32 protein-coding genes are annotated in these 25,861 nt (G+C 74.2%); 17 read left to right on the forward strand and 15 right to left on the reverse strand.

The window, feature by feature from the left end:
- Positions 1-14: 14 nt before the first annotated feature.
- Positions 15-233: a PLD nuclease N-terminal domain-containing protein gene (locus AC4H2S_RS17130; RefSeq protein ID WP_491498185.1), complete on the forward strand. Its 219-nt coding sequence runs from the start codon at positions 15-17 to the stop codon at positions 231-233.
- 4 nt (positions 234-237) lie between these two features.
- Here the strand turns inward: AC4H2S_RS17130 and AC4H2S_RS17135 are convergent, their stop codons facing one another.
- Together AC4H2S_RS17135 and AC4H2S_RS17140 are read right to left on the reverse strand one after the other, a co-directional pair.
- Complete coding sequence (locus AC4H2S_RS17135; RefSeq protein WP_491498186.1) at positions 238-894, reverse strand: SDR family oxidoreductase; 657 nt, start codon at positions 892-894, stop codon at positions 238-240.
- Between the two features lie 46 nt (positions 895-940).
- The gene (locus AC4H2S_RS17140) at positions 941-1,177 is read right to left on the reverse strand and encodes a hypothetical protein (protein ID WP_491498187.1); all 237 of its coding nucleotides are present in this window, start codon (positions 1,175-1,177) and stop codon (positions 941-943) included.
- 107 nt (positions 1,178-1,284) lie between these two features.
- On the opposite strand from AC4H2S_RS17140, the gene AC4H2S_RS17145 reads away from it, so the two are divergent.
- Positions 1,285-2,271, forward strand: a complete 987-nt coding sequence (locus tag AC4H2S_RS17145) for an LLM class F420-dependent oxidoreductase (protein WP_491498188.1) — start codon at positions 1,285-1,287, stop codon at positions 2,269-2,271.
- A 179-nt stretch (positions 2,272-2,450) separates the two neighbouring features.
- On the opposite strand, the gene AC4H2S_RS17150 is transcribed toward AC4H2S_RS17145, so the two are convergent.
- The 3 genes from AC4H2S_RS17150 to AC4H2S_RS17160 are packed head-to-tail and all read right to left on the reverse strand — an operon-like array spanning position 2,451 to position 5,096.
- The gene (locus AC4H2S_RS17150; RefSeq protein ID WP_491498189.1) at positions 2,451-3,473 is read right to left on the reverse strand and encodes an LLM class flavin-dependent oxidoreductase; all 1,023 of its coding nucleotides are present in this window, start codon (positions 3,471-3,473) and stop codon (positions 2,451-2,453) included.
- 14 nt (positions 3,474-3,487) lie between these two features.
- On the reverse strand, positions 3,488-4,426 hold the full coding sequence (locus AC4H2S_RS17155) for a cation diffusion facilitator family transporter (RefSeq protein WP_491498190.1): 939 nt from the start codon (positions 4,424-4,426) through the stop codon (positions 3,488-3,490).
- 4 nt (positions 4,427-4,430) lie between these two features.
- On the reverse strand, positions 4,431-5,096 hold the full coding sequence (locus tag AC4H2S_RS17160) for a hypothetical protein (RefSeq protein ID WP_491498191.1): 666 nt from the start codon (positions 5,094-5,096) through the stop codon (positions 4,431-4,433).
- A 66-nt stretch (positions 5,097-5,162) separates the two neighbouring features.
- Between AC4H2S_RS17160 and AC4H2S_RS17165 the strand changes: the two genes are divergently transcribed.
- Positions 5,163-6,203 (forward strand): 1-aminocyclopropane-1-carboxylate deaminase, encoded by a 1,041-nt coding sequence (locus AC4H2S_RS17165; protein ID WP_491498192.1) that lies wholly within the window; start codon positions 5,163-5,165, stop codon positions 6,201-6,203.
- A gap of 39 nt (positions 6,204-6,242) precedes the next feature.
- Here AC4H2S_RS17165 and AC4H2S_RS17170 read toward each other — a convergent pair whose 3' ends face one another.
- On the reverse strand, positions 6,243-6,956 hold the full coding sequence (locus AC4H2S_RS17170) for an aspartate/glutamate racemase family protein (RefSeq protein WP_491498193.1): 714 nt from the start codon (positions 6,954-6,956) through the stop codon (positions 6,243-6,245).
- Between the two features lie 62 nt (positions 6,957-7,018).
- On the opposite strand from AC4H2S_RS17170, the gene AC4H2S_RS17175 reads away from it, so the two are divergent.
- The 3 genes from AC4H2S_RS17175 to AC4H2S_RS17185 all read left to right on the forward strand — a co-directional run bounded on the left by AC4H2S_RS17175 (position 7,019) and on the right by AC4H2S_RS17185 (position 10,553).
- Complete coding sequence (locus AC4H2S_RS17175) at positions 7,019-7,621, forward strand: GNAT family N-acetyltransferase (protein ID WP_491498194.1); 603 nt, start codon at positions 7,019-7,021, stop codon at positions 7,619-7,621.
- Between the two features lie 92 nt (positions 7,622-7,713).
- The gene (locus AC4H2S_RS17180; protein ID WP_491498195.1) at positions 7,714-10,404 is read left to right on the forward strand and encodes an FAD/NAD(P)-binding protein; all 2,691 of its coding nucleotides are present in this window, start codon (positions 7,714-7,716) and stop codon (positions 10,402-10,404) included.
- Positions 10,404-10,553 (forward strand): hypothetical protein, encoded by a 150-nt coding sequence (locus AC4H2S_RS17185; protein WP_491498196.1) that lies wholly within the window; start codon positions 10,404-10,406, stop codon positions 10,551-10,553. The genes AC4H2S_RS17180 and AC4H2S_RS17185 overlap by 1 nt, the downstream gene beginning before the upstream one ends.
- On the opposite strand, the gene AC4H2S_RS17190 is transcribed toward AC4H2S_RS17185, so the two are convergent.
- From AC4H2S_RS17190 to AC4H2S_RS17200, 3 genes are all read right to left on the reverse strand, one after another.
- Entirely contained in the window at positions 10,550-10,900 is a 351-nt protein-coding gene (locus tag AC4H2S_RS17190; RefSeq protein ID WP_491498197.1) for a hypothetical protein, read from the reverse strand. The genes AC4H2S_RS17185 and AC4H2S_RS17190 overlap by 4 nt on opposite strands.
- Before the next feature lie 29 nt (positions 10,901-10,929).
- A complete protein-coding gene (locus AC4H2S_RS17195; protein WP_491498198.1) occupies positions 10,930-12,063 on the reverse strand; it encodes a carboxylate-amine ligase in 1,134 nt (377 codons plus the stop codon).
- A 191-nt stretch (positions 12,064-12,254) separates the two neighbouring features.
- Entirely contained in the window at positions 12,255-13,370 is a 1,116-nt protein-coding gene (locus AC4H2S_RS17200; RefSeq protein WP_491498199.1) for a fatty acid desaturase family protein, read from the reverse strand.
- 94 nt (positions 13,371-13,464) lie between these two features.
- On the opposite strand from AC4H2S_RS17200, the gene AC4H2S_RS17205 reads away from it, so the two are divergent.
- The 7 genes from AC4H2S_RS17205 (at position 13,465) to AC4H2S_RS17235 (ending at position 18,173) form a co-directional block, all read left to right on the forward strand.
- Positions 13,465-13,629 carry a hypothetical protein gene (locus AC4H2S_RS17205; RefSeq protein ID WP_491498200.1) on the forward strand — a complete coding sequence of 55 codons (165 nt, stop codon included), beginning with the start codon at positions 13,465-13,467 and terminating at the stop codon, positions 13,627-13,629.
- Positions 13,626-14,504 (forward strand): hypothetical protein, encoded by an 879-nt coding sequence (locus AC4H2S_RS17210; RefSeq protein ID WP_491498201.1) that lies wholly within the window; start codon positions 13,626-13,628, stop codon positions 14,502-14,504. Before AC4H2S_RS17205 ends, AC4H2S_RS17210 begins: the two co-directional genes overlap by 4 nt.
- Positions 14,501-14,986 carry a phage holin family protein gene (locus tag AC4H2S_RS17215; RefSeq protein WP_491498202.1) on the forward strand — a complete coding sequence of 162 codons (486 nt, stop codon included), beginning with the start codon at positions 14,501-14,503 and terminating at the stop codon, positions 14,984-14,986. Before AC4H2S_RS17210 ends, AC4H2S_RS17215 begins: the two co-directional genes overlap by 4 nt.
- Complete coding sequence (locus tag AC4H2S_RS17220; protein ID WP_491498203.1) at positions 14,962-15,558, forward strand: DUF3618 domain-containing protein; 597 nt, start codon at positions 14,962-14,964, stop codon at positions 15,556-15,558. Before AC4H2S_RS17215 ends, AC4H2S_RS17220 begins: the two co-directional genes overlap by 25 nt.
- Before the next feature lie 151 nt (positions 15,559-15,709).
- A complete protein-coding gene (locus AC4H2S_RS17225; protein ID WP_491498228.1) occupies positions 15,710-16,846 on the forward strand; it encodes a zinc-dependent alcohol dehydrogenase in 1,137 nt (378 codons plus the stop codon).
- 13 nt (positions 16,847-16,859) lie between these two features.
- Positions 16,860-17,414: a hypothetical protein gene (locus tag AC4H2S_RS17230; RefSeq protein ID WP_491498204.1), complete on the forward strand. Its 555-nt coding sequence runs from the start codon at positions 16,860-16,862 to the stop codon at positions 17,412-17,414.
- Between the two features lie 51 nt (positions 17,415-17,465).
- Positions 17,466-18,173, forward strand: coding sequence for a hemerythrin domain-containing protein (locus tag AC4H2S_RS17235; RefSeq protein ID WP_491498205.1), 708 nt, complete (start codon positions 17,466-17,468; stop codon positions 18,171-18,173).
- Between the two features lie 260 nt (positions 18,174-18,433).
- Here the strand turns inward: AC4H2S_RS17235 and AC4H2S_RS17240 are convergent, their stop codons facing one another.
- Both AC4H2S_RS17240 and AC4H2S_RS17245 read right to left on the reverse strand, forming a co-directional pair.
- On the reverse strand, positions 18,434-19,540 hold the full coding sequence (locus AC4H2S_RS17240) for a putative manganese transporter (RefSeq protein ID WP_491498206.1): 1,107 nt from the start codon (positions 19,538-19,540) through the stop codon (positions 18,434-18,436).
- Between the two features lie 21 nt (positions 19,541-19,561).
- Entirely contained in the window at positions 19,562-20,482 is a 921-nt protein-coding gene (locus tag AC4H2S_RS17245; RefSeq protein ID WP_491498207.1) for a manganese catalase, read from the reverse strand.
- Between the two features lie 239 nt (positions 20,483-20,721).
- Here AC4H2S_RS17245 and AC4H2S_RS17250 point away from each other — a divergent pair, with 239 nt between their 5' ends.
- Entirely contained in the window at positions 20,722-21,462 is a 741-nt protein-coding gene (locus AC4H2S_RS17250; protein ID WP_491498208.1) for an AfsR/SARP family transcriptional regulator, read from the forward strand.
- 7 nt (positions 21,463-21,469) lie between these two features.
- Here the strand turns inward: AC4H2S_RS17250 and AC4H2S_RS17255 are convergent, their stop codons facing one another.
- Positions 21,470-22,276 carry an MBL fold metallo-hydrolase gene (locus AC4H2S_RS17255; protein WP_491498209.1) on the reverse strand — a complete coding sequence of 269 codons (807 nt, stop codon included), beginning with the start codon at positions 22,274-22,276 and terminating at the stop codon, positions 21,470-21,472.
- Between the two features lie 13 nt (positions 22,277-22,289).
- The gene (locus AC4H2S_RS17260) at positions 22,290-22,757 is read right to left on the reverse strand and encodes a DUF4383 domain-containing protein (protein ID WP_491498210.1); all 468 of its coding nucleotides are present in this window, start codon (positions 22,755-22,757) and stop codon (positions 22,290-22,292) included.
- Positions 22,758-22,961: 204 nt separating this feature from the next.
- Here AC4H2S_RS17260 and AC4H2S_RS17265 point away from each other — a divergent pair, with 204 nt between their 5' ends.
- The 3 genes from AC4H2S_RS17265 to AC4H2S_RS17275 are packed head-to-tail and all read left to right on the forward strand — an operon-like array spanning position 22,962 to position 24,952.
- Positions 22,962-23,684, forward strand: coding sequence for a hypothetical protein (locus tag AC4H2S_RS17265; protein WP_491498211.1), 723 nt, complete (start codon positions 22,962-22,964; stop codon positions 23,682-23,684).
- 40 nt (positions 23,685-23,724) lie between these two features.
- Positions 23,725-24,066, forward strand: coding sequence for a DUF2200 domain-containing protein (locus AC4H2S_RS17270; protein ID WP_491498212.1), 342 nt, complete (start codon positions 23,725-23,727; stop codon positions 24,064-24,066).
- Positions 24,067-24,100: 34 nt separating this feature from the next.
- Complete coding sequence (locus tag AC4H2S_RS17275; RefSeq protein ID WP_491498213.1) at positions 24,101-24,952, forward strand: alpha/beta fold hydrolase; 852 nt, start codon at positions 24,101-24,103, stop codon at positions 24,950-24,952.
- 41 nt (positions 24,953-24,993) lie between these two features.
- Here AC4H2S_RS17275 and AC4H2S_RS17280 read toward each other — a convergent pair whose 3' ends face one another.
- Together AC4H2S_RS17280 and AC4H2S_RS17285 are read right to left on the reverse strand one after the other, a co-directional pair.
- Entirely contained in the window at positions 24,994-25,206 is a 213-nt protein-coding gene (locus AC4H2S_RS17280) for a hypothetical protein (RefSeq protein ID WP_491498214.1), read from the reverse strand.
- Positions 25,203-25,721 carry a hypothetical protein gene (locus AC4H2S_RS17285; protein ID WP_491498215.1) on the reverse strand — a complete coding sequence of 173 codons (519 nt, stop codon included), beginning with the start codon at positions 25,719-25,721 and terminating at the stop codon, positions 25,203-25,205. Before AC4H2S_RS17285 ends, AC4H2S_RS17280 begins: the two co-directional genes overlap by 4 nt.
- Between the last annotated feature and the right edge of the window lie 140 nt (positions 25,722-25,861).

Raw genomic sequence — 25,861 nt, forward strand, 5'->3', positions numbered from 1 at the left:
GGTAGCCTGCGGCCATGGCACAGAAGAAGTCGTGGAGCGACCTGACGCCCACCCAGAGGAAGCTCGTCGCCGCGGCCGGGATCGCCGAGGTCGCGCTGACCGCGTGGTGCGCCCGGGACCTCAAGCGGCGCCCCTCCGACAAGGTGCGCGGGCCCAAGCTGCTGTGGCTCCCGGCGCTGTCGGTGCAGCCGGTCGGCCCGATCGCCTACGTGGTCCTCGGCCGCAAGGGCTGACGCCTCACCCGTCGTAGGCGACCTCGGAGCGCCAGTCGCCCTCGTCCGTCGTGACGGCCGACCACAGCGCCTCGGCCACCCGGTCCGGGGCGAACGCGCCCTCGCGCGCCAGGGCGCCGCGCACCGTCACCGAGACCGCGCGGATCCCGTGGGGCGCGAGGGTCTTGTCGATGCTCTGCACCAGGTTGCGCACGCCGGCCTTCTGCACGCCCAGCGACGCCGCGCCCTCCCACGGGTCGTCGGCGGCCACGCTGCCGGTCACGCTGATCCGCGCGCCGGGCGACATGAAGGGTCGCGCCGCCTGCACGACCGTCAGCAGCGCGCCCACGCCCAGCGCGACGTCGTCGAGGAGCTCGGCGACGGTCAGCTCGAGCGGGTCCTTCTGCCGGAAGACGCTGGGGTTGAAGTGCAGCACGTCGATCCGGCCGGTGTGCTCGCCGAAGCGGCGTACGGCCGCGCGGGTGGCCTGCTCGTCGGTGACGTCCACGCGGGCGTGCCCCACGGTCGCGCCGCGCCGCTCGAGGTCGGCGGCCAGCTCGTCGAGGACGGCCTGGTCCTGGCCCAGCAGGGCCACGTCGTACCCCTCGTCGGCGAAGCGGCGCGCGAGCGACCCGCTCACGCCCGGACCGGCCCCCACGACGACGACAACTGGTCTGCTCATGGGACGTTCCTACAGGACCGCCGCGGGGGCGCGGCCGCCAGGGGTCTCAGGGCTTGTGGGGGTGCTCGCCGGTGGGGTCGTCGGGGATGGCGTCGGGCCCCTGGGCACCCTCGTCGACCTCGCCGGGGTGGGGGTCGGGCTGCCCGGCGACGGAGTCACCGGAGCTGATCGGCTCGGGCTCACCGCCGGCCGCGGCCATCTCGGAGACCTGGCCGTCCTGCTGGGAGTCCTGCTGGTCGTCGTGCTCGTCGTGCTCGTCGTGGTTGCCGTCGGTGCCGCTCACGTGCGCCTCCTGCTCGTCGGGGACCCTCCACACAACCAGCGAGCCCCTGCCCACGCCTCACCTCGCTGGGTGGTGGGTGCCCCGCGTCGGCTGGCTACCGTCGAGGCATGACGCGTTTCGGCTACACCCTGATGACCGAGCAGAGCGGCCCGCGGGAGCTGGTGTCCTACGCCGTCGCCGCGGAGCGGGCCGGCTTCGACTTCGAGGTGATGAGCGACCACTACTCGCCGTGGCTGACCGAGCAGGGGCACGCCCCGTACGCCTGGACGACCCTCGGCGCGGTGGCCCAGGCGACCGAACGCGTGGGCCTGATGACCTACGTGACGTGCCCGACGCTGCGCTACCACCCGGCCGTGGTGGCGCAGAAGTCGGCGACGCTGCAGATCCTGGCCGAGGGCAGGTTCGTCCTCGGCCTCGGCAGCGGGGAGAACCTCAACGAGCACGTGGTGGGGCAGGGCTGGCCGGCGCTCGCCGAGCGGCAGGACATGCTGGCCGAGGCCATCGAGGTGATCCGCGCGCTGCACACCGGCGACCTGGTCGACCACCGCGGCGAGTTCTTCCAGGTCGACTCCGCGCGCGTCTGGGACCTCCCCGAGGAGGGCGTGGACATCGGCGTCGCGGTGGCCGGCGACCGCGCGATCGAGCGGTTCGCGCCCCTGGCCGACCACCTGGTCGCTGTCGAGCCGAAGGCGGACATCGTCGAGTCGTGGAACTCCGTCGACGGCGCCCCGCGCATCGGCGGCGAAGCCCGGGCGGTCGGCCAGATCCCGATCTGCTGGGACCCCGACGAGGACGCCGCCCTCGCCCGGGCGCACGAGCAGTTCCGCTGGTTCGGCGGCGGCTGGTCGGTCAACGCCGACCTGCCGACCCCCGCCGGGTTCTCCGGCGCGACGGCGTACGTGCGCCCCGAGGACGTCGGGGAGTCGATCCCCTGCGGTCCCGACCTCGACAAGATCGTCGAGGCGGTCTCGGCCTACTGGGAGGCGGGCTTCACCGACGTGGCGCTCGTGCAGGTCGGCGACGAGGGTCAGGACCGGTTCCTCTCCGAGGCCGCCGGGCCGCTCCTCGACAAGCTCCGCGCCGCCGCCCCCTGACCCCGGGGTTTTCTGCTGTCCGCCTCGCTGTCGCTGTCGGAGTCCCCGCTCGAGCGGGGACTCCGACACCTGGAGGGGGTTGCAACGGCCTCCAGGTGTCAGACCAGGCCTCCAAGTCGGGGCCTGAGGGCGTACGCCGCCGGGCGTCAGGGCGTACGCCGCCGGGCGGGGCCGAGCGCTCAGCGCCAGCCGAGGCCGGGGGCGACGTCGGTGAGCACCGACTCCAGCAGGTGGGCGTTGTAGTCCACGCCGAGCTGGTTGGGCACGGTGAGCAGCAGCGTGTCGGCAGCGGCGACCGCCTCGTCGGCGGCGAGCTCCTCGACCAGCACGTCGGGCTCGGCGGCGTAGGTCTTGCCGAAGACCGCGCGCAGGTTGGCCTCGATCTGGCCGAACTGGTCGGAGCTGGTGCCCTCGTGGCCGAAGTACATCCGGTCGAGGTCGGTGGTGATCGGCATGATCGACCGGCTGACCGACACCCGGGGCTCGCCCTCGTGGCCGGCCTCGCGCCAGGCGTCGCGGAACACCTCGATCTGCTTGCGCTGCTGGACGTGGAAGGGCTCGCCCGTCTCGTCCGCCTTGAGCGTGGAGCTCATCAGGTGCATGCCCTTCTCCGCGGCCCAACGGGCGGTGGCGTCGGAGGCCGCGCCCCACCAGATGCGCTCGCGCAGGCCCTCGGAGTGCGGCTCGATGCGCAGCAGCCCCGGCGGGTTGGGGAACATCGGCCGCGGGCTGGGCTGGGCGAACCCCTCGCCCTGCAGCACCTGGAGCAGCACGTCGGTGTGGCGCCGGGCCATGTCGGCCTGGTCCTCGCCCTCAGCGGGGGCGTAGCCGAAGTAGCGCCACCCGTCGATCACCTGCTCCGGTGATCCCCGGCTGATGCCGAGCTGGAGCCTGCCGCCGGCGATGAGGTCGGCGGACCCGGCGTCCTCGGCCATGTAGAGCGGGTTCTCGTAGCGCATGTCGATCACGCCGGTGCCGATCTCGATGCGGCTGGTGCGCGCGCCGACGGCGGCCAGGAGCGGGAACGGCGAGGCGAGCTGGCGGGCGAAGTGGTGCACCCGGAAGTACGCCCCGTCCGCGCCGAGCTCCTCGGCGGCCACGGCGAGGTCGATGGACTGCAGGAGCGTGTCGGAGGCCGAGCGCACCGCGGACTGCGGCGAGTCGGTCCAGTGGCCGAAGTTCAGGAACCCGATCTTCTTCATAACTGGTTCAACACTCAACCATCGTGGATGTTCCCGCGCCCGTGCCCCACGCTCGGCGGGCGTCCCGGCGCGGCCAGCGACAGCACCGCCCGCGCGATCTGCGGGTCCTGCTCCAGCCCGTCCTCGAGGCGTTGCAGCTCTTCGGCGACCTCGCTCTCGGCGTGGTCGCCGACCAGGTCGACCGACCCGACGAGGAAGAGCCGCTCCGGGCCGACGTACTCCAGGTGCAGGGTGTTGACCGACTGCACCCCGGGTTGCTCCTCCAGCCGGCGCAGCACCGAGGCGTAGATGCGCGGATCGGCGACCTGGCCGACGAGGAACGCCATGTTGCGGCGCAGGAGGTAGATCGCGATGAAGCCGAGGAGCAGGCCGACGAGGATCGACCCGATCGCGTCCCACACGGCGTCGCCGGTGACCTCGTGGAGCACCAGGCCGGCGAGCGCGATGACGATGCCGACCAGCGCCGCCGCGTCCTCGAAGAAGACCGCGCGCAGGGTGGGGTCGGACGTCTGGTCCAGGAACTGCACCCGGCTGACCTTGGCCGAGGCCGCCCCGCGCCTGACCTCGCGGCGCGCCTGGAGGAAGGAGGTGCCCTCGAGCACGAAGGCGACGCCCAGCACCAGGTAGGCCCACAGGTAGTCGGCATCGCGCTCGTCGGAGCCGAGCGACTGGAGGCCGTGGATGACCGACACCGCCGCGCCTACCGCGAACAGGCCGAACGCGGCGATCATCGACCAGACGTAGGCGGCGCGGCCGTAGCCGAGGGGGTGCTCGTCGTCGGGCGGCGTGTCCGACCTGCGCTCGGCCACCACCAGGAAGATCTCGTTGCCGGTGTCGGCCCAGGAGTGGGAGGCCTCGGCGACCATCGACGCGGAGCCGGTGACGACCGCGGCGACGCTCTTGAGCACAGCCAGGATCGCGTTGGCGGTCAGCGCCACGATGACGGTCAGCATGACCTCAGTGTGCGCTCTGCTCGCCCTCCCGCGGCTGACCCGCGCGACTGCCGACGTACGCACGCTCGCGCAGCGCGGCCAGCCAGCGCGGGCCGAGCCGCCACGGCAGCGGCCGGTGGAGCACCGGGTCGAGGTCGGGACGCGGCTCCTCGGAGCGGCGCGCCACGCGGACCCTGACCGACTGGACGTCACCGCCCGGGCCCACGACGCGCAGCGTGAGATCGACGGGCATCCGGCCGACGAGCACGTCGGGCTCCGGCGAGTCCAGGCGCGGGTCCGGCACGTCCACGACGACCTGGAGCCGCTCCCCCGACGGCGAGCGCCACCACATCAAGGACGTCAGCGTCGCACCGGCCCACCGCGCCCTCGGCGCCAGGAGGTAGCGCTGCCACCGCGCGCCGCCCGGCGCCGTCGTGCACAGCACGTCGACCGGCGGGTCGTGGAGCAGCCGCACGGCGAGGCCGAGGAGGTCCGGCGCCCCGCGCGGGGTGCCGATGCCCTTCGACAGCCGGACCAGGCAGTCCACCCGGCCCGCCGGCAGCGGCCCGGCACCCCGCACCTCGGCGCGACCCTCGTAGACCACGCCGCGGGGGTGGAACGCCGGCGCGGAGCGCGCCGCGGCGAGCAGGGCGAAGGAGCGCACGACGACGCGGGTGGCGAGCGAGGGCATGGTCGGTGGTACCCCCTTGACCGGTCCGCCATATTGAGGGATCCGTCCCGACGCCAGGAGACCCCCGTGATCCTCGACCGGTTCGAGCGCCACCCGCTCACCTTCGGACCCTCGCCCGTGCACCACCTCCGGCGCCTGAGCGAGCACCTCGCCGCGCGCGGCGGCGGCGCGCAGGTGTGGGCCAAGCGCGAGGACGTCAACAGCGGCCTCGCCTACGGCGGCAACAAGGTCCGCAAGCTGGAGTACATCGTCCCCGACGTGCTGGCAAGCGGCGCCGACACCCTGGTCTCCATCGGCGGCTACCAGTCCAACCACACGCGCCAGGTGGCCGCCGTCGCCGCCCACCTCGGCCTGAGGTGCCGCCTGGTGCAGGAGCGGTGGGTGCCGTGGGACGACCCGGCCGCCACGCAGGTCGGCAACATCCTGCTCAGCCGCATGATGGGCGCCGACTCGCGGCTCGACCCGAGCGGCTTCGACATCGGCATCCGCGACTCGTGGAAGGACGCGATCCGCGAGGTCGAGGAGGCCGGCGGCACGCCGTACGCCATCCCGGCCGGCGCGAGCGAGCACCGGCTCGGCGGCCTCGGGTTCGCCAACTGGGCCTTCGAGGTGGCCGAGCAGGAGAAGGCGCTGGGCGTCACCTTCGACACCATCGTCGTCTGCACCGTCACCGGCTCGACCCACGCGGGCATGGTCGCCGGCTTCGCGGCCCTCGAGGACCTCACCGGCGTGCGCCGCCGCGTCCTGGGCATCGACGCCAGCGCGACCATCGACACGACCCGCGACCAGGTCGAGCGCATCGCCCGGCACACCGCCGAGCTCATCGAGCTCGGCCGCGACCTGCGCGACGACGAGATCACCGTGCTCGAGGGATGGGCCGGCGACCTCTACGGCATCCCGGTCGACTCGACGATGGAGGCGATGGCGCTGGGCGCGCAGCTCGAGGCGATGATCACCGACCCGGTCTACGAGGGGAAGTCGCTGGCCGGGCTCATCGACCTCGTCAGCGCGGGCGACATCCCGCGCGACTCGCACGTGCTCTACGCCCACCTGGGCGGGCAGCCGGCCGTCAACGCCTACCACTCCCTCTGGCCGGCGCAGGACTGACGCCGCCGGCGACCGCTCCCCCGCCGCCGGGGCGACCGGTCAGCCGAGCGAGAAGTCGACGGCGGCCAGGGCGTGCAGGCGGGTGGTGGCGAAGACCGGGACGTCGACGTCGTCGGGACCGAGCAGCAGCTCGATCTCGGTGCAGCCCAGCACGACGCCCTCGGCGCCGCGCGCGACCAGCCGCGCCACGACGTCGACGTAGGCCCCTCGCGACTGCGGGCGTACGACGCCGCGGACCAGCTCGTCGTAGATCACCCGGTGCACGAGCTCGAGGTCGTCGCCCGCGGGCACGATCGCCTCCACGCCGTGGCCGGCCAGGCGCTCGCGGACGAACGACTGCTCCATGGTGAACCTCGTGCCGAGCAGGGCGACCCGGCGCAGCCCGGCCCCGCGGACGGCCGCGGCGGTCACGTCGACGATGTGGATCAACGGGATCCCGATCGCCTCCTCGATCGCCCCGGCGACCTTGTGCATCGTGTTGGTGCACAGCACCAGGCACTCCGCGCCCGCCGACTCGAGCGCTGCGGCCTCGGCCGCGAGCAGCTCGCCCGCCGCGTCCCAGTCGCCGCTCGCCTGGAGGGCCTCGACGTCGGCGAAGTCGACCGAGGCCATCACCACCCGTGCCGAGTGGAGGCCGCCGAGCCGGTCGCGGACGGCCTCGTTCACGATGGCGTAGTAGAGCGCCGAGCTCTCCCAGCTCATCCCGCCGAGGAGCCCGATCCGGCGCAGGACCGGTGCCACTGGTGCGTCCATGTCGCCATTCAACCCGGTCGCGGGTCGGGGCGGATGTCGGTGCGCGGGTCTAGCGTGCCTGCATGGCCACGACTCCCCTCGTCGCCTCCGGCGACCTCACCGTCCACCCCGCCACCCACGCCCGATTCGACGACGTGCGCACGATGGTCGGCCCGAAGAATCCCGGCTCCAACGTGTGCTGGTGCCTCAGCCACCGCATCCCGGCCAAGGAGAACCGCGAGCTGGCGGGCCCGGCGCGCGCGGCCCGGGTCGAGGCGCTCACCCGCCGGCCGACCAAGCCGGGGGTGCTCGCCTACGACGGGAGCGAGGTCGTCGGGTGGGCGGCCGTCGCCCCGCGCGCCGAGCTGCCCTTCGCCCGCTCCACCAAGATCCCGGTCATCGACGACGAGCCCGCCTGGTCGGTGTGGTGCATCCGAGTCCGCCCGGGCCACCGCGGCCGCGGCATCTCGCACGTCCTGCTCGAGGGGGCCGTGGCCTACGCCGCCCGCCGCGGCGCCCCGGTCGTCGAGGGCTACCCCGTCGACAACCGTGGGGAGAAGGTCGACCTGACGATGGCCTACGTCGGCACCCGCAAGCTCTTCGCGGACGCCGGCTTCGAGCTCGCCGCCCCCACCACCGCGACGTCGGCGGGATTTCCCCGGGTGGTGATGCGCCGCACCCTGTGAGCCGCCACGCCGGCACCCGGATGCCCGGGAGCCCAGCCGCCCCTGATATCGTAAGTCGAGTAATCCACTCGACTAAAGGAGACTGCGCCGTGGTGACGAACGAGGGAGAGTGCCGGGTCGTCGTCGTCGGAGCAGGCGCCGGCGGCACGCTGGTCGCCACCCACCTGGTGACGGCCCTGTCCTCCCGCTTCCGGGTCGAGCTGGTCGACCCGGCCCCCAGCACCGGCCGCGGCCAGGCCTACTCCACCACCGACGAGCGGCACCTCCTCAACGTCCCGGCGTCGGGCATGAGCGCGTTCCCCCGCGACCCCGAGCACTTCCTGCGGTGGCTGCGCACCCACCACGACCCCGACTTCCAGCCCCACGACTTCGCCCCGCGCGCCGTCTTCGGCCGCTACGTCGAGAGCCTGCTGACGACCGCGACCGAGTTCCCGGGCAACGCCCAGCTCGTACGCCGTCGCGCGGAGGTCGCCGACATCGCCCGCTCGGGCGAGAGGTTCGTCGTGGAGCTCTCCGACGGCGACCGGCTCGAGGCGCGCGCGGTCGTGCTCGCGACCGGCAGCCGGCCCGGCATCGGCTGGGCCCCGCCCGAGCTGGCCGAGGACCCGCGGCTGGTGGCCGACCCGTGGACGCAGCCGATCCCGGCGGTCGGCGACGTGCTGATGCTCGGCTCGGGCCTGACCATGGTCGACCTCGCAATCAGTGCCGACCGTCCCGACCGCACCATCCACGTCGTCTCGCGCAGCGACGCGATGCCCCACGCCCACGTGCTGCCGACCACGCCGCCCGTGCCGCCGCCGCCCGGCATCACCCGCACCCAGGACCTCGACACGCTGCGCTCCACGCTCGCCGCGCACGTCGAGGAGACCGTCGAGGCCACCGGCGACTGGCGCGCCGCCATCGACGGGCTGCGCCCGGTCACCGCCCAGCTCTGGCGGGGACTCTCGGACGCCGACAAGCGCCGCTTCATCGCCGAGGACGCCCGCTCGTGGGACGTCCGCCGCCACCGGATGGCACCCGCCACGGCGCGGCGCCTCGACGCCGTCGCGACCGAGGGCCGGCTCGTGCGCCACAAGGGCACCCTCGCCTCCGTGCGCGCCGACGACACGGCCCTCCACATCACCCTCGACGACGGCACGACGCTGCGGGTCGCGGCGGTCGTCAACTGCACCGGCCCCGTCGGCTCCATCACGGCCGACCCGATGCTGACCCGGCTCGCCCAGTCCGGGCTCGTCCGCCCCGGCCCCGCTGGCCTGGGCATCGACACCGCCGACGACGGCCGGATCCTCGGCACCCTGCCCGACACGCTCCCGTTCCTCGCCGTCGGCTCGCTGCGCCGCGGCAACCTGTGGGAGTCCACGGCCATGCCCGAGATCCGCGAGCAGGCCTACGACGTCGCCCGGATCGTCAGCCGCTCGCTGCACGGCGAGTCCCGCCGCCGCCCGGCCGACCCCTCCGGGCTCACCCTCTCCACCAGCCAGGACGCCGCCGACCGCTACAACGCGGCCCTCGGGCGCCTGCTGCGCCTGCAGGACGGCGTCGAGGAGGGTCTCGCCGACGCCGTCGCCGCCGACGAGGGCTTCGTGCTCGCCCACGCCGCCCTGGCGCTGCTCGGGCACGAGTGGGGCACGACCGCGCAGTGGCGGCAGTCCCTGCGCGCCGCGCACCGGGCCGCGGCCGAGCGCCACCTCGACGACCGCGAGTCGTCGTTCCTCGACGCCGTCACCACGCGCCTGCGCACCGACGAGGCCACCGGCGCCGCCGCGCTGCTGCGGCACGTGCGCCTGTTCCCCCGCGACGCGCTCGCCGTCAGCGTCGCCGTGCCGACCGTCGCCTTCGGCGGCCTCACCAGCGGCCCCCAGACCGCTGACCTCGTCGAGTCGCTGGGCCGCGCCTACGGCGACGACTGGTGGTACGCCGGCCAGCTGGCGTTCGTCCGGCAGGACCAGGAGCGCTGGGCCGAGGCCGAGGAGCTGGCCTCCTACGCCCTCTCGGTCGAGCCCGCCTCGGGCCACGCGGTCCACGCCCGCGCCCACGTCCACTACGAGACCGGCGACCACGTCGCGGGGCTGGCCTGGCTCGACGAGTGGATCCGCACCCGCGGCCCGGAGGCCAACCACCGCTCGCACTTCTCCTGGCACGCCGCCCTCCACGAGCTGATGCAGGACGACGTGGAGGCGGTCCGCCGCCGCTACGCCCGCGAGCTCGCCCCCTCGGTCGTGAGCGGCAGCCGGGTCGTGGTCGACAGCGGGTCGCTGCTGTGGCGCGGGCGGATGACCGGCGCCTGGACCGACGACCTGCCCGTCGCCGAGGTGCGCGCCCAGGCGCCCGCCGAGTGGCTGACGTCGCCGCCCACGCCGTTCGCGGCGATGCACAGCGCCGTGCTGCTCGCGGCCGATGGCGACGCGGCCGCGCTGGCCGCGCTGGGCGCCGGGGCACGGCAGAGCGACGACCGGGTCCTGCGCGACGTCGTCGCCCCGCTCTGCGACGGGCTCCTCGAGGTCGTCGAGGAGCGCTGGGACGCCGCCGCGACGACCCTCACCGGCATCGTCGGCAGGTTGACGCCGCTGGGCGGCAGCCGGGCCCAGCGCGAGGTCGTCGAGGACACCCTCGTGCACACCCTCGCGATGGCGGGGCGCACCGCGGAGGCCGCGGAGCTGCTCGACCAGCGGCTCGCCCGCCGGTCCTCGGCCCTCGACGCGCGTCGCCGCGCAGCGGTGACGGCCGCCCGGGCCGCGGCCCCCGACACGGCCCCGCAGCACAGTCGGTCGCTCGGGCGCTGATGGCACTCGACGGGTTCGGCTCGGTCGCGGCGACCACGATGGTCGCCGTGGTCATGGCCGACCTGCACGTCGAGGTCGTCGCCGGCGCCGCCGCGTGGCTGGCGGGGTGGTGGCTGCTGCGCGAGGCCCCACCCCGCGCCGACCGTTAGGTGTACTGATCGGGCACCGGTGCCGCCGGAGTGCGGGCCACCACGGCTGCCGCGGCCACGAGGTCCCACCCCGGCGTGAAGTCGTTGCGCCGCAGCAGCCGGTCGCGGTGCTCCTCGTAGAGGTCGAGCAGCCGCAGCACCGACGCCAGCACCGAGGCGTCCGGGTCATCGCCGGGGACGTCGCAGGCATGCCGGGCCACGACCAGCGGCACCTCGGGATCGAGGCCGCGTTGCATCGCCTCCAACGCGGCCAGCAGGTTGGTCGAGGCGATCTCCGGGAAGGGCCACACCTCGCGGGCCTCCTCCGCCGGCGGCGGACCCAGGTCGAGCGGCTCGTCGCCGACCACGGCTGCACGAGGTGGTCGGCGTGCATCGCTCAGCCCCCCAGGTCGCTCGTGCGGGCGACGAGGTCGGCGAGCAGGGCCGGGAGGCCGCCGGCGGCCACCACCCGGCGCTGGCGGTTGGGCTCGGTCTCCCCCGCGAACGCCGCCTCCAGCGCGTCGAGCGGTGCCTCCATCCGGTCGGGAGCCAGCACGGCGCGCGCCTCCGCGACCACGCGGGCGGCGACCTCGCGCATCGGCCGGAGCACCTGGTCGACGTCGACGACGCGGGTGTCGAGGCCGTAGCGCGCGGCCCGGTGGTCGTTGACGGCCAGCACGTCGTCGCTGAGGTCGTGCTCGTCGGGCACCTCCACGGCGCGCCGCGCGATGCCCTGCACGAGGGCGGTCAGCGCGGCGACGCCCGCCAGAGACGGCACCGCGTCCATGACCCGGACCTCGAGGGTCCCGAGCAACGGTCGCGGGCGCATCTCCCACCAGACGTAGGTGTGGTCGGACGCCTCGGCGGCCGTCATCAGCGACTCGGTGCGCGCGACGTAGTCGTCCCACGACCGCAGCAGGGGCGGCATGGTGGTGCGCGGGTAGGAGCGGATGATCGCCGCGCGGGCCGTGGCCTGGCCCGAGTCGAGCCCGTGCCAGTAGGGCGACCCGGCGGCGAGGGCGCGCAGCAGCGGCAGCCGGTTGCGCAGCCCCCGGTAGGCCAGCATCGCGGTGCGCTCGTCGGGCAGCCCGACGTGCACCTGGAGGGCCGCGGTCGGGGTGCGCAGCAGGCCGGCGTACTCGTCGATGATCCGGTCGTAGCGGGGCGACGCCGCGATGTCGGCGACACCGACCGACGCCGTCGGGTGCACCCCCGCGGCGAGCACCCGCCCGCCGTTCTTGCCGACGAGGGCGCGCAGGTCGCGCAGCGAGCGCCACGCGTCCTCGGCCGTGGCGCAGACCGGGGTGTTCAGCTCGACCTGGTCGACGTAGATCTCCCCGGTGACCACGCCCTCGCCGGGGCGGGACTGCGACATCGCCTCGACCAGCGGGGCCGCTGCCGCGCCCATCAGCTCGTCCTGGTCGTCGACGAGCATGAGCTCCTCCTCGACACCGACGGAGAACTCCCCGCCCGACACGTGTGAGGGCACGCGTGCGCCGCCCGGGAGCTCCCCCGACATCCCGCTGGTCATGTGCCCTCGTGCCCTGTGGACGGCCCGGGCATGCGTCCGCGTCTGCCGCCGGCTGCGGATTCCCCGGTCAGGCGGGGAATCTCGGACTTCTCGCGTGTTGTACGCCCCCAGAAGTCCGCAACTCGCGCGAGAAGTCGCGGTGAGTCTCCGGGAGACTCACCGCCGAGGGGACCGGCGCGGCACCCGCGGGGTCAGCGGCGCGGAGGCGCCGACAGCCGGAGCACCCGGTGCCACGCGCTGGCGACCTGTCGCAGCAGCGGTGCGCTCCGGTAGGCCAGGCCGTGCCGCTCGAAGAGGTCGCGGACCGGGCCGGCGATCTCGCGGTAGCGGTTGCTCGGCAGGTCGGGGAACAGGTGGTGCTCGATCTGGTGCGAGAGGTTGCCGCAGAGCACGTGCAGCAGCGGCGGGCCGGAGATGTCGGCCGAGCCGAGCATCTGGCGCAGGTACCACCGCCCGCGCGTCTCGTGCTCGTCGACCTCCTCGACCTCGAACGTCTCCACGCCCTCGGGGAAGTGGCCGCACATGATCACCGAGTGGCTCCACACGTTGCGGACCAGGTTGGCCACCAGGTTGGCGGTCAGCGTGGTGCGCGCCGAGCCGGTGGGCAGCGACAGCACCGGGTGGAGCACGTAGTCGCGGAACGCGCTGCGCGCCACCCGGCGTCCCGTCGTGCGCATCTCCTCGCGCTGCTCCGGCGAGAAGCCGGTGCCCGAGCGGAGCGACTCGCCCAGGTCGAGGTCGTACATCGCGATGCCGTACTCGAAGATGCAGGCGTTGACGAGGTTCAGCAGCGGCTGGGCGAGGTGGCGGGGCTCCCACTCCTGTGCCTCGTCGACGCGCAGGATGCCGTAGCCGAGATCGTTGTCCTTGCCGAGCACGTTGGTGTTGGCGTGGTGGCGGTCGTTGTGGGCGCGCCGCCACTGCTCCGGCGCCGAGGCGTGGTCCCAGTCCCAGGTGGAGGAGTGGATCCTCGGGTCGCGCATCCAGTCCCACTGCCCGTGCAGGACGTTGTGGCCGATCTCCATGTTGTCGAGCACCTTCGACAGCGCGAGCGAGGTGGTGCCCAGCCACCAGGCGACGCGGCTGCGGCTGCCGAGGAGGACCACCCGGCCGCCCACCTCCAGGCAGCGCTGCACGGCGATGACACGACGGATGTAGGCCGCGTCGCGGGCCCCGCGGTCGGCGAGCACCTCCTCGCGCAGGGCGTCGAGGGTGCGGCCGATCTCCTCGACCTCGGCGTCCGTCAGGTCGTCGTACGACCGCGTGGCTGGCGGGGGCGCGGGGGCGTGCTGGAGGAGGGGGGCCATCGTTCCCGGTGCCCCTCTTCGGCCTCCCTCATGCATCTCGCAAAGTCCGCCCGCACGGGTGGAGTGTGACGCAGATCGCTGGGTACGGAGCGCCATGACAGACAGCCCCCAGCACGACCAGGACGCCGACCCGCCCACCCCTGACGGCCGCGAGCCCGACCAGGAGCAGCTGGAGCCGGACTCCGAACCGGCCAGCGACCCCGATCCCGATCCGGACGCAGGCCCGGGCACATCCACCCATCCCGAGGAGGACGCATGACGACCTACGGAAACGAACCAGGCAGCACCCCCGGCACACCGACCACCACAGGCGACACGGGTGGCTACGACTCGAGCGGCTTCAGCCCGGGGACGACCGGCGCGAGCGACTCGAGCGACTCGGCCGGCTCGGGCGACTCGAGCACGACCGGCAAGGCCAAGGAGACGGCCGCCACGGCCGCCGACCAGGGCAAGCAGGTGGCCGGGACCGCCAAGGACGAGGCGCTCAACGTCGCGGGCACCGCGGCCGAGCAGGCCCGCACCGTGGTGGGCGAGGCCCGTCAGCAGGTCACCAGCCAGCTCAGCGAGCAGGCCACCACGGGGCGGGACAAGCTCGCCCAGACGCTGGTGACGCTCGGGGACGACCTGCAGCAGATGGTCCAGGGCGAGGGTGCGTCGCAGGGCCTCGCCAAGGACCTGGCCCAGGAGGTCTCCGACCGGGTGCGAGCCCTCGGCAGCCACCTCGAGGACCGCGACCCCGCCCAGCTGCTCGACGAGGCCCGCGACTTCGCGCGGCGCCGACCGGGCACGTTCCTGCTGGGCGCCCTCGCCGCCGGCGTGGTGGCCGGACGGATGTTCCGGGCCACCGCCGACGGTGCGGCCGCGGCGTCCCTCGCCGACTCCGGCACGACCGGCACGTTCGCGGCCGACACGACCACCACCACGACCGGGACGACCTACGGCAGCACCGGCGTGGGCACGGGACCGATGGCCACCGCCAGCGGCGACGCGGCGCTGGCCGGCCAGTCCAGCACCGACAGCCCCGGCACGACGGGCTACGACACCCCGGCGCCGGACCCGACGCGGGCGACGCCCTCGAGCCTCGACCCGACGACGTCCGGCCTCCCGGGCCAGCGCACCCAGGACACGCCGTGACGGGGGCCCCGGGCGTGGATCCGGTGCCGGGCGTGGACCCGGTGCCGACCGGGGTGCCGCCGACGGGCTCCCCGTTGGCAGGCTCCCCGGCGAGCGGCGCTGCGGACGAGCGCAGCCTCGGCGAGATCGTCGGCGACCTGGGCCAGGACCTGACGACGCTGGTCAAGCAGGAGCTCGAGCTGGCCCGCACCGAGCTCAAGGAGGAGGCGTCCAAGGCCGGCAAGGGCGCGGGGATGCTCGGCGGCGCCGGCGTCTCCGGGTTGCTGGCGCTGATCCTGGCGAGCTTCGCCCTCGCCTACCTGCTCGACAACTGGATGCCCGTCGAGCTCGCGTTCCTGATCGTCACGATCCTGTGGGCGATCGTCGGCGCCGTCCTGGCGGCGAGCGGACGCAAGGAGCTCAAGAACGCACACCCGGAGCTGCCCGAGACGCAGCAGACACTCAAGGAGGACGCAGCATGGGCCAGAGCACAGAAGAACTGAGGGCCGAGATCGAGCAGACGCGGCAGTCCATGACGGCCGACGTCGACGCCCTGCAGGACCGGGTGAGCCCGTCGGCCATCGTCGAGCGGCGCAAGCAGGCCACGCGCAACCGGTTGCTCGGCGTCCGCGACAGGGTCATGGGCACCGCCCACGGCGTCGGCTCCTCGGCGTCGGGCACGACCGGGTCGGCCAAGGACTCGGCGGCCGGTGCCGTCGACTCGGTCAAGGGCACGGCCCAGGGCGCCGTCAGCGGCGCCCAGGACCGGGTGCAGGGCACGCCCCTCGCGGCGGGCCTGGTCGCCTTCGGCGCCGGAATGATCGTCGCGGCGCTGATCCCCGCCTCCGAGAAGGAGGCGGTGGCCGCCGGGCACGTCGTCGACGCCGCCAAGGAGCACGGCCAGCCGGTCGTGGACCAGGCGAGGTCGGTGGCCCAGGACGTCGCCGACGGCGTCAAGGAGACGGCCGCCGAGGCCGCCCAGCAGGTCAAGGACAGCGCCGCCGACAGCGCCGGGAAGGTGAAGTCGGAGGGGCAGTCCGGAGTGGACGAGGTCCGCTCGCAGACGCAGTCCTGATCCGCACCAGCCACGCCCCACCGGCTCGCCGGGCCGCCCCGTCATCGGGGCGGCCCGGCGCACCGGTCCCCCACCTCTTCACGAGCCCCCTTCACGAGCCCCCCTTCACGAGCCCCCCTTCACCAGCCCCAGGAGGCACTCCGTGCGCGCCATGGTCTACCGCGGTCCCTACCGCATCCGCGTCGAGGACAAGCCCCGTCCGCGGATCGAGCACCCCGCCGACGCCATCGTGCGGGTGCGACGTGCCGCCATCTGCGGCTCCGACCTGCACCTGTTCCACGGGATGATGCCCGACACCCGGGTCGGCCACACGTTCGGCCACGAGTTCGTCGGCGTGGTCGACGAGGTCGGTCCCGCGGTGCGCGAGCTGCAGGTCGGGGACCGCGTGATGGTGCCGTTCAACATCTTCTGCGGCAGCTGCTTCTTCTGCGCCCGCGGGCTCTACTCCAGCTGCCACAACGTCAACCCCAACGCGACCGCCGTGGGCGCCATCTACGGCTACTCCCACACGTGCGGCGGCTACGACGGCGGCCAGGCCGAGTACGTCCGGGTGCCGTTCGCCGACGTGGGCCCGATGGTGATCCCCGACTGGCTCGAGGAGGAGGACGCCCTGCTCATGACCGACGCCCTCGCCACGGGCTACTTCGGCGCCCAGCTCGCCGACATCCGCGAGGGCGACACCGTGGCGGTGCTCGGCGCCGGCCCGGTCGGGCTCTACGCCGCCCGCAGCGCGTGGCTGATGGGCGCAGGCCGGGTCGTGGTCATCGACCACCTCGCCGAGCGCCTGGCCAAGGCGCGGACGTTCGCGCACGCCGAGGTCATCGACTACGACGACGTCGACGACGTCGTCATGGCGATGAAGGAGACGACCGACCACCTCGGCTTCGACCGGGTCATCGAGGCCGTCGGCGCCGAGGCCGACGGCAACCTCACCCAGCACCTCACGGCGGCCAGGTTCAAGCTGCAGGGCGGCGCCCCGACCGCGCTCAACTGGGCGATCGACGGGGTGCGCAAGGGTGGCAACGTGTCCGTGATGGGCGCCTACGGGCCGATCTTCAGCGCCGTCAAGATGGGCGACGCGGTCAACAAGGGGCTGACCCTGCGGATGAACCAGTGCCCGGTCAGGCGCCAGTGGCCGCGGCTGCTGGAGCACGTCCGCAACGGCCACCTCAAGCCCAACGACATCGTCACCCACCGCTTCGACCTCGAGGACATCGCGCAGGCCTACCACGTCTTCTCGGCGAAGCTCGACGGGTGCATCAAGCCGGTCATCGTGGTCGGCGACTGAGGAAGGACGTCTGATGCCCTACAGCCCGGACAAGCCCGCACTCCCCGAGGACGCCGAGCAGCTCCGCGCGCGCATCCCCGGCTGGGGAGCCGACCTCGACCCCGCGGACCGGCCGTCCTACCCCCGCGAGGTCCTCGACCCGGGGGTCGCCGGCCGGCCGCTCCCGGAGCAGCAGCCCGGCGGCGAGGGTCGCGAGCGCTCGATCGAGCACGCCCGGCTCACCCCCGCCTTCGGCACCGCGCAGCCCCTGACCGGGCTCTCCGGGACCATCCGGCGCTACGCCTACGCGCGGCACAGCGAGGGCAAGGCCGCGCACTGGCTGATCCTCATGGCAGCCGACCGCGTCGACGTCACCGAGCACGTGGTGCGCTCGCTCGCGAGCCCACGGCCCGACAACCCCCTCACGCAGAGCGGGATCCGCGCCGAGGTGACCTACGGCGGCATCCGCTCGCGCCGCGGACGCAGCGACGTACGCCACCAGGTGCTCGACCCGGTCGTCAACGGCCTGCCGTGGGCGCTCGCGACCTACGTCGCCTGGCGGGCGGCACGCTCCCTGCGCCGTTCCTGACCGCGCCCGCTCGCGGGGCGTGAGGGCGCCCGCGCGTGGGTACGACGAGGCATGACCTCACTCGCAGAGCAGGACCTCGACCAGCTCGGCGGCCGGCTGAGCATCCTCACCCGCCAGAAGCGCGACCACGAGCGGCTCGACCGGCTGCTCCAGCGCCTCGACCGGAGCGCGCCGGGCGACGAGGAGGACGCGACGCTGCACGCGATCGCCCGCCTCGTCTTCCCGCACGCGTTCGCCGAGGAGTCGGTGCTGTGGCCCGAGGCACGCCGGGTGCTGCCCGACGGCGAGGCGCTCACCCTCCAGGTCGAGCAGGAGCACCAGGAGGTCAACGAGCTGTGGACCTCGCTGGAGCGGCTGCCCTCGGGCAGCCCCGAGCGCCGCAGGCTGCTCACCCGGCTCGCCGCGGTGCTGCGCGAGGACGTCCGCGACGAGGAGGACGAGCTCCTGCCCCGCCTGCAGGACGCCGTCGACACCCGCCGGCTCCAGGTGCTGGGCGTCGCGTGGGAGGCCGTGCGGCGTACGGCGCCCACCCGGCCCCACCCGGTCGTGTCGCGCCGGCCTCCCGGCAACGCGCTGGCGGCCGTGCCGCTGACGGTGCTCGACCGCGGCCGCGACCTGCTCGACGCCGGCGCCCGGCGCTTCCCGCAGGCCCACGGTCCCGCGTCACGGGCGAGCGGCGGCCTGGCCCGGGCGGCCGGACGGGTGGAGCGGGCCGGGGTGCTGCGCCGCGGCGAGCACCCCTCCACCCACCGCGACTGAACGCTCGGCCGGGCTCACCACCACCCGGCGGGCCGCGTGCTGCGCCGCCAGGACGCCCAGCACCACCACGGCCATCGTCACCCCCCACCAGGTGCCGGTGAGCGCGCAGCACAGGGCGAGCACCCGCTGCAGCCCGTCGTGGTGGCTCGGGCGGGCGACTGGGCGGGCGACTGGGCGGGCGACGTGGCGGGCATGGCGGGCGGGGTGCATGACGGGCACGGACATGGGACTGCCTCCGGTGGTCGGGTGTGAGTCGGGTGTCAGGTGAGGACGAGGAACGCCAGCCCCACGACGAGCGCGGGGAGGGTGGTGAGCACCGTGGCCAGCAGGGCCGAGCGGTGCTCCAGGGCCAGGAGGGGCAGCAGCGCGTCGCCGTCCTGGCTGATGGTGTTGGCCACGAACGTCGCCAGCGGCATGCCGCCGGCGGCGAAGATGCCGACGAAGACGATCTGCACGGCGCATCCCGGCACGAGGCCGATCAGTGCGCCCACCAGCACCCCCGCGAGGCCCAGGAGGGGCAGCTGCGAGCCGTCGAAGCCGGTGAGGTGGCTGAGCAGCGACCACGCGAGGTAGGCCACGGCCACCCACACGGTCACGAACGCGACCTCGTGTCCTCCGTGGCGCAGCACCGCCGCCATCGACGTCTCGGCCGCGCTGCGCTCGTCGTCGTCGGCGAGCCGGCACCCGCCGCGCACGAACACGACCAGCGCGACGACCGCCCCCACCACGCCCAGCGCGAGGTAGACCGCCTCGGGGTCGAGCAGCTGGAAGGTCACCGGGACGCTGACCGTGGCTCCCCCGCCGATCACGAGCCAGAGCAGGACCGGCAGGACGCCGACGTCGTGGAGCGCGAGCGTCGGGCGCGACCGCACCGGTCGCGCCACCGTCGCCACCGTCGCCACCGGGGACGGCACCACCACCGTCCGCGCGGGGACGTCGACCGTGACCGCGGGCTGCGGCGACGGCGTACGGCGACGGGGGTCGATGCCGATCGCGTCGACCAGCCAGCCGGTGGTGGCCCCCACGACCAGCAGCAGGGCCTTGAGCTGCACCGTGAGCCACGGGTCGTGGGCCAGCAGCACCCACGACGCGTCGCCCATCGTGGCGACCAGCGCCGCGACGGCCGCGCCGTAGGACACCGCGCCCCGCCCGTAGGCGGCCATCACCAGGATGGCCCCGCCGCACCCGGGCGGCATGGTGAGGGCGGCCGCCACCAGCGGGCCCGCCGCTCGGCGCCGCTCGAGGGCGGCGTCGAGGCGGTGGCCCCACCGGCAGCGGGCCCAGCCGAAGGGGGCGACCATGAGGGCGACGAACACGCCGACCTGCATGAACGCGTCGGCCAGCGGGCGGAGCAGCAGCTCGGTCATCGCAGGTGCTCGGTCGGCGGCTCACTCGCCGGGAGTGAGCTTCTCCTTGGCCTTGTTCATCAGGTTCTGCATGCCCTGCGCGTAGGCGCCGCCCGCGGTCCCGGGCTTGCCCGGCCCCTTCGACCCGTCGTAGGTCGCGAAGAGCAGCGGGTCGGGAGCCGGCAGCTCCTGCACGTCGTCGGTGAGTGCGCGGCCCTCCTCGAACCTGATCTCGCCCTCCCCGGCGAGGGAGGCGCCCTGGGCCCAGCGGCCCTCACCGGCGGTGCTGCCCTCGTGGAAGCTGTAGAACACGCTCGCCTGCTCGGACGCCTCCTCGTCCTTGCGGGAGCTCTCGAAGCCGTCGGTGTGCCCGTCCTCGATCAGCTGCTCGATGCCGAGCAGCCACTGCTGCTGGTGGAAGGTGTCGCGGGCCAGGGCGAACGACAGCGTCTCCTTCACGCCCGGGTCGTCGGTCATGCCGATGAGGCGCGACACCTGCAGCCGGCCCTGGGCCTCGGCGGCGACGTTGTGGCGGAAGTCGGCGAGCAGGTTGCCGCTGGCGACGATGTAGCCGGCGTTCCAGGGCACGCCCTGGCTGTTGGTCGGCATCGCGAAGCCGCCGCTGACGATGGCCTGCTGCGGGTTCTGCCCCCCGAGGATCGCCGCGAGCGCCGGGTTGGCGGCGGCCGCCTCGGCCTGCGTCTCCGACGGGGCGCCCTCGAGCAGCCGGGCGAGGAGCGTGGTGAGCATCTCGACGTGGCCGATCTCCTCGGTGCCGATGTCGAGGATCATGTCCTTGTACTTGCCGGGTGTGCGGCAGGCCCAGCCCTGCCACATGTACTGCATCATCACGGTCATCTCGCCGAACTGGCCGCCGATCACCTCCTGCAGCTTGGCGGCGTAGAGGGCGTCGGGGCGCTCGGGCCTGGCGCTCCACTGGAGCTCCTTGGTGTGCCGGTACATGTCGTTCCTCGCAATCGTCTCGAGTGAGACGGAGCACCGTCGGCTCCGCTGCGCACCACGATTCCGGGGGGCCGTCGCTCGGTCGTGACGCCGGCGACCGCACCGGCGTACGCGCGCCGTGCGCCCGCCCGTCCGCCTGGGCGTGCGGTCACCGGCTCCGTGGCGTCACCGATGCGTCACGCATGCATGCACGCCGGGGTGCGGGGCACTGTCTTCGCACGCGATCCGGGGAGGCGTACGTGGCACTGGCGGCACGGCTCAACCTGCTGGGCGGGTTCCGGCTGGACCTCGACGGTCAGCCGCACCCCGTCCCCGTGAGTGCGCGCCGGCTGCTCGCCCTGCTCGCGGTGTGCCACCGCGGGCGTCGGGCCCCGCGCGGGGCGCTCGCCGAGATCATGCGTCCCGACTCCGATCCCGCCCGGGCCACCTCGACGCTGCGCTCGGTGCTGTGGCGCCTGCCCCGTGACCGCGGGAGGGCGCTGGTGCAGGGAGACGCGCTCGAGGTCTGGCTGCACCCCGAGCTCACCGTCGACCTCTGGGAGGCCGAGGCCGAGGCCCAGCGGCTGTGCGGCAGCGAGGCGCCGGCGGTCGACGAGATCCCCGACCTGTCGCTGCTGACCCAGGACCTGCTGCCCACCTGGCACGACGACTGGCTGACGGTGGAGCAGGAGGCGTTCCGCCAGCGGCGGCTGCACGCCCTCGAGCGGGGCGCCGACCTGCTGTGCGGCGCCGGCCACTTCCACGACGCCCTCAGCGCGGGACTCGGAGCGGTGCGGGCGGAGCCGCTGCGTGAGAGCGCGCACCGGCGGGTGATCGCGGTGCACCTCGCCGAGGACAACCAGGCCGAGGCGCTCCGGCAGTACGACAGCTACCGGCGCCTGCTCGCCGACGAGCTGGGGCTCGCGCCGAGCGCGTCGATCCGGGGCCTCGTCGCGCCGCTGCTCGGGCGGCCGGTCGACCTGCCGACCGGCACCGACTGACCGCCGCTCAGGACGGCGGGGCCGACGGGTCGAGGCTGACGACCTCGCCCCGGGCGGGGCAGCGCAGGTCCGCGGCGAGCCCGGCGGCGCGGGCCCGGTCCACGAAGTCCGACAACGGCGAACGGAACACGGTGTAGTCGTCGTGGTGCACCGGCACCACGACCCGGGGCCGCGAGCGCTCGACGAAGTCGACGCCCATCGGGCCGTCCATCGTGACGGTCCGCAGCAGCACCCGGGTGCCGCCGAGGTGCACGACGGCGGCGTCGATGTCGGGGAACCGCTCGCGCACCTCGTCGACGTGCGCGCCGGTCAGCGTGTCGCCGCTGATGTAGACCCGGCGCCGCACCTGTCCGTCCACGAGGTGCTCGAGGACGCTGCCCATCACGGGCGGCAGCATGCGCCCGAGGAGGCCGCGCGCGTGCACCGCCGGCACGGCGGTGACCCGCAGCTCCTCGGTGCCCTTGGTCAGGGTGTGCTGGTCCCAGGTCTCGAGGGCCTGCGCGTCGAAGCCCCACGAGCCGAGGCGGCGTACGGCCTGCGGCGTGGACAGGACCGGCGCCGACCTGTCGAGCCGCCTGCGGCTGACCCGGTCGAAGTGGTCGCCGTGCAGGTGCGAGAGCACGACGGCGTCGAGCGCCGGCAGATGCTCGGGCTCGATCGCCGGATCGGTCAGCCGGCGGGTGGACAGGCCCCACCCCAGGTAGGCGCGCTGGCCGCGGTGCAGGAAGTTGGGATCCGTCAGCAGCGTGAAGGACCCCAACGACAGCACGGTCGTCGCGGTGCCGATGAAGTGGAGCCTGTCCCCGGTGGTCATCGCGTGCGCCGGGTCAGCGACCGACGCCGGTCGTGCCCGGCCGGTTGGCGAGCACGACGCCGAGGGCGACCATGCCGAGGCCCAGGACGAAGTGCAGCCAGTCGTCGGCGGTGTTGAGCGGCACGAAGTTGGCCTGCGAGTCCTTGTCCACGACCAGTCCGTAGAGCCACAGGGCGAGGTAGACCACGCCTCCGCCGACCAGGTAGCCGCGCGCAGCGGCCGCGGTGCGGGCCAGCGCGATCCCGGCGGCGCCGAAGAGCAGGTGGACGACGTTGTGCAGGACCGAGACCTGGAAGATGCCGAGGAGCTCTGCGTGGGACTCGTGCCCGGCCGCCTCGAGGCTGTCGGAGCCGGTCGTGATGCCCGGGATGAAGCCCAGCACACCGACCAGCAGGAAGGTCGCCCCGACGAGGACGGCGGCCGCCTGGATGGGCGAGCCCTTCGCGGTCGACGTGGAGCGGAGACGGACGTCGTCGGTCATGGAGGTGCTCCTCTCGGTGCCGGGCGCGGTCGGGCTCGGCGTGGTGGGGCACGCTCCGTACCCTGACCGGCACGCCCCACACGTCTGGGCCACCCGAAGAGACGTGGTCGTGACCGTGGTGCAGGTCACGGACTAGCGCAGCCACCATCGGGGTACGGGGACCATCCGTCCACCCGACGCAGCACCCCGACGAGAGGACCGCTGGTGAACCCGATCCGTCTGGTCTCCGGAGCCATCGCCCTGCCCGCCCATGCCGCCGCTGCCGTCATCGGCGCGTCCGTCGGCGTGGCCACCACGGGTGCGCGCGCGCTGGGCCGGTTCATCGAGCGCGCCTCGGGCTCCGACCCCGTCGTCCCCGGTCCGTGGCTCGACGAGCAGCCCGCGTCCAGCGACGTCGACTCGATCCTGGGCACCCGCACGCCGCAGGCGACTCCCGAGCCGGCCGTCGAGCCGACCACCGACCCGACCACCGAGCCGGCCGCAGGCGCGGCTCCGGCGAGGAAGGCCCCGGGCACGAAGGCGGCTGCGAAGAAGGCGGTTGCGAAGAAGGCGCCGGCGAGGACGGCCGCTGCTCAGAAGGCGCCGGCGAAGAAGGCTGCCCCGCAGAGTGCGAAGAAGGCTGCCAAGAAGGGTGCCAAGAAGGCTGCGAGGAAGGCCCCGTCCAAGCAGGCCGCTGTGATCGCACCGGCGCTTGGCTTGAGCGAGGCAGAGGTCGAGGCACGGGTCGACGCCCAGGTCGACGCGGCCGCCGACGAGGTGACCACTCCGTCCGGCATCCCCGCCGCCGGGACCGGGGTCAACCCCGACACCACCGACACAGACCTGCACCAGCCCGGCACCGAGCCGCTGGTGGACCCGGCCACGGTGAAGTCGGTGGCGAGCGAGGCCGCCGTGCTGCGGCGGGCCGCCGACACCGACAAGGGCTGAGGGACGCCGCTCGCGCGTCGACGGGCCTATCCTCGGTCCCGTGCACCGGATCTTCACCACGAGCGTGGCCTCCGTCTACCCCCTCTACGTCGCCAAGGCTGAGCGCAAGGGGCGGACCCGCGACGAGGTCGACCAGGTCATCGAATGGCTGACCGGCTTCGACCGGGAGCAGCTCCGGTCCCACCTCGACGGCGGCTCGACGTTCGAGGAGTTCTTCGCGGCGGCGCACCTCAACCCGCGCGTCGACCAGATCACCGGCTCGGTCTGCGGGGTCCAGGTGCAGGAGGTGGAGGATCCGCTCATGCGGCGGATCCGCTACCTCGACAAGCTCGTCGACGAGCTCGCCAAGGGCCGGCCGATGGAGAAGGTGCTGCCCGGCTGAGCGGTGCCCGGCCGCGCGGTGGGTACCGGGCGGCATGGATCCTCGACCAGGCCCCGGCCCGTGGCGACGACGCACTGTCCGTGGTGACGGCGTCGACCTCGCCGTGCTCGAGTCGGGCGACGAGGACGCGACCGCCCTCGTCCTCGTGCACGGCTGGCCCGACACGCACCGGGTCTGGCTGCCCGTGGCACAACGGCTCGCCGCCGACCTCCGGGTCGTGCTCTACGACACGCGCGGCCAGGGCCTGTCCCCCACGGACGCCCCGGACAGCGCGTTCGCCCTCCCGCACCTCGCGGCCGACCTGATGGCCGTGCTCGACGACGTCGACCCGGCCCACCCGGTCCACGTCGCCGGGCACGACTGGGGCTCGGTGCAGGCGTGGGAGGCGGTGTGCGAGTCCGGTGCCACCGACCGGATCGCCTCGTTCACCTCGATCAGCGGTCCCAACCTCGACCACGTCGCGGCCTGGGCCCGCAGCACGCTGCGGCACCCGACCCCGGCCGGCGTGGCAGGTCTCCTCGGGCAGGCCGTGTCGTCGTCCTACGTGCCGTTCCTCGTCTCCCCCCTGGCGCCTCCGCTGCTGCGCGTCCTCGGGCACCGCGACATGGTCTCCGGACTGCGCTACTACCGCGGCAACGTGCGCCGGCCGGCCCGCGGCCCGCGCCCGCGACGTACGAGCGTGCCGGTCCTCCAGCTCGCCCTGGACCGCGACCCCGCGATCCGGGAGGCGGCGCTCGTCGCCAGCGAGCCGTGGTGCGACGACCTGCGTCGCCACCACCTCCCCCTCGGCCACTGGGCGCTGCGCACCGACCCCGATGCGGTGGCCGAGGCGTTGCTCGGCCACGTCACCGCCGTCGAGGCACGTCGGCCGGCCGCCGACGCGTGAGCCGGCCGCGCCGTCACGGGCGGGGAGCCTGCCCCCGGGTGTCACGTGCCGATCGTGACGTGGGCGACCAGCACCCCGACCAGCCGCACCAGCACCATCCCCACCGCGCCTCCGACGAGGAGGCCCACGGTGACGAGGACCAGCACGGCCATCGCGGTCGCGATCCACGGCCGGCGCTCGAGGAAGTGGCGCTCCGGGAGCGTGCGCCTGTGGAGCAGCGGTGTACCTGCGAGCCGGACGGCCGGGAGTCTCATCGCCGCACCGGCGCGACGCGACCCGCGCCCGCCTGCCTCTCGGGTCGCACCGCGGCACGGGCGGCACCCCGCCCGTCCTGCGGACCGTGCCGGCCATCGGCCGCGTGGTCGCGGATCTGCCGGCGGGCGAGCGCCTCGCACAGCGCGAGGGCGTCGGGGCCGCTGGCGGCGATGGGAGCCACGAGACGGTCGGCGCGGTGGACCATGCGCAGCACCCGGCCCGCCGGGACCGCCGGGCCGAACTCCGCGACGAGCCGCGCCCCGAGGTCCGCGACGCCCCTGCGGTGGTCGAGCGGCGTGGTGACCAGGTCGGCGGCGTGGTCGTCGAGCAGCCCGCGGGCGACCGCCTCGCAGAGGGCGAGGGCGTCCGCCGCGTCGCTCGCGGCTGGGGCCACGAGCCGGTCGGCGCGATGCACGATCCGCAGCACCCGGCCGGCCGGGATGAGTGCCCCGAACTCGGCGGCGAGCCGCTCGCAGAGCTGGTCGAGCTGCCTCCTGTGCGCCGCTGGGTCCATGGGATGCTCCTTCGTCGCGCATGAGGTGACTCACCTGAAGCATCGAAGGAGCGGGGGCACGGCGCGCAGAGGCCAAGTGCTCGCTGCCGCGATGACCTCCGCAATGGGACCCCGGCCCGCGCGCACCGCAGCCGCTTGAT

It is taken from the genome of Nocardioides sp. Z13_37, assembly GCF_058355585.1.

Coding starts and splice junctions, on each gene's coding strand:
- AC4H2S_RS17210 (WP_491498201.1), top strand. CDS start 13,626: ATGACGACCTACGGAAACGAACCAGGCAGCACCCCCGGCACACCGACC.
- AC4H2S_RS17150 (WP_491498189.1), bottom strand. CDS start 3,473: ATGAAGAAGATCGGGTTCCTGAACTTCGGCCACTGGACCGACTCGCCG.
- AC4H2S_RS17195 (WP_491498198.1), bottom strand. CDS start 12,063: ATGACCAGCGGGATGTCGGGGGAGCTCCCGGGCGGCGCACGCGTGCCC.
- AC4H2S_RS17225 (WP_491498228.1), top strand. CDS start 15,710: ATGGTCTACCGCGGTCCCTACCGCATCCGCGTCGAGGACAAGCCCCGT.
- AC4H2S_RS17205 (WP_491498200.1), top strand. CDS start 13,465: ATGACAGACAGCCCCCAGCACGACCAGGACGCCGACCCGCCCACCCCT.
- AC4H2S_RS17235 (WP_491498205.1), top strand. CDS start 17,466: ATGACCTCACTCGCAGAGCAGGACCTCGACCAGCTCGGCGGCCGGCTG.
- AC4H2S_RS17220 (WP_491498203.1), top strand. CDS start 14,962: ATGGGCCAGAGCACAGAAGAACTGAGGGCCGAGATCGAGCAGACGCGG.
- AC4H2S_RS17200 (WP_491498199.1), bottom strand. CDS start 13,370: ATGGCCCCCCTCCTCCAGCACGCCCCCGCGCCCCCGCCAGCCACGCGG.
- AC4H2S_RS17285 (WP_491498215.1), bottom strand. CDS start 25,721: ATGGACCCAGCGGCGCACAGGAGGCAGCTCGACCAGCTCTGCGAGCGG.
- AC4H2S_RS17170 (WP_491498193.1), bottom strand. CDS start 6,956: ATGGACGCACCAGTGGCACCGGTCCTGCGCCGGATCGGGCTCCTCGGC.
- AC4H2S_RS17185 (WP_491498196.1), top strand. CDS start 10,404: ATGGCACTCGACGGGTTCGGCTCGGTCGCGGCGACCACGATGGTCGCC.
- AC4H2S_RS17135 (WP_491498186.1), bottom strand. CDS start 894: ATGAGCAGACCAGTTGTCGTCGTCGTGGGGGCCGGTCCGGGCGTGAGC.
- AC4H2S_RS17130 (WP_491498185.1), top strand. CDS start 15: ATGGCACAGAAGAAGTCGTGGAGCGACCTGACGCCCACCCAGAGGAAG.
- AC4H2S_RS17175 (WP_491498194.1), top strand. CDS start 7,019: ATGGCCACGACTCCCCTCGTCGCCTCCGGCGACCTCACCGTCCACCCC.
- AC4H2S_RS17155 (WP_491498190.1), bottom strand. CDS start 4,426: ATGCTGACCGTCATCGTGGCGCTGACCGCCAACGCGATCCTGGCTGTG.
- AC4H2S_RS17230 (WP_491498204.1), top strand. CDS start 16,860: ATGCCCTACAGCCCGGACAAGCCCGCACTCCCCGAGGACGCCGAGCAG.
- AC4H2S_RS17160 (WP_491498191.1), bottom strand. CDS start 5,096: ATGCCCTCGCTCGCCACCCGCGTCGTCGTGCGCTCCTTCGCCCTGCTC.
- AC4H2S_RS17260 (WP_491498210.1), bottom strand. CDS start 22,757: ATGACCGACGACGTCCGTCTCCGCTCCACGTCGACCGCGAAGGGCTCG.
- AC4H2S_RS17245 (WP_491498207.1), bottom strand. CDS start 20,482: ATGTACCGGCACACCAAGGAGCTCCAGTGGAGCGCCAGGCCCGAGCGC.
- AC4H2S_RS17255 (WP_491498209.1), bottom strand. CDS start 22,276: ATGACCACCGGGGACAGGCTCCACTTCATCGGCACCGCGACGACCGTG.
- AC4H2S_RS17145 (WP_491498188.1), top strand. CDS start 1,285: ATGACGCGTTTCGGCTACACCCTGATGACCGAGCAGAGCGGCCCGCGG.
- AC4H2S_RS17275 (WP_491498213.1), top strand. CDS start 24,101: ATGGATCCTCGACCAGGCCCCGGCCCGTGGCGACGACGCACTGTCCGT.
- AC4H2S_RS17280 (WP_491498214.1), bottom strand. CDS start 25,206: ATGAGACTCCCGGCCGTCCGGCTCGCAGGTACACCGCTGCTCCACAGG.
- AC4H2S_RS17240 (WP_491498206.1), bottom strand. CDS start 19,540: ATGACCGAGCTGCTGCTCCGCCCGCTGGCCGACGCGTTCATGCAGGTC.